At 64.2% G+C, this 324-nt stretch carries 1 pseudogene; it reads right to left on the reverse strand.

Annotated elements, in window-relative coordinates:
- Window positions 1-171 precede the first annotated feature (171 nt).
- Window positions 172-324: pseudogene (locus tag CBX98_RS26735) on the reverse strand (electron transfer flavoprotein subunit alpha/FixB family protein); the annotation flags it as partial.

Raw genomic sequence — 324 nt, forward strand, 5'->3', positions numbered from 1 at the left:
GGAGGCCGTGTTCCTGGCGCTGTTTGGTGCCTTGCTGGGCGAGCAGGCTACGCTGATCAGTGTCTCGGCGTTTCGCCTGGCCACCTTCGGTGGCGATCTGCTGGTCTTCCTGCTGGCGTTGCCATTCGCGGCCGCCGCGCGTGGTTCGCGCGGCGCCGCCTGAGCGTTTGTTCAGCCCAACGCCGCTTCCAGCTCCGGCAGGATCTTGAACAGATCCCCACCAGGCCGATGTCCGCAATCTCAAAGATCGGCGCTTCGCCGTCCTTGTTGATCGCGACAATCGTGCCGGCGTCCTTGATACCCGTCAGATGCTGGATCGCACCA

This window comes from Vibrio sp. T9 (assembly GCF_003123985.1).
Taxonomy (GTDB): Bacteria; Pseudomonadota; Gammaproteobacteria; order Enterobacterales; family Vibrionaceae; genus Vibrio; species Vibrio diabolicus.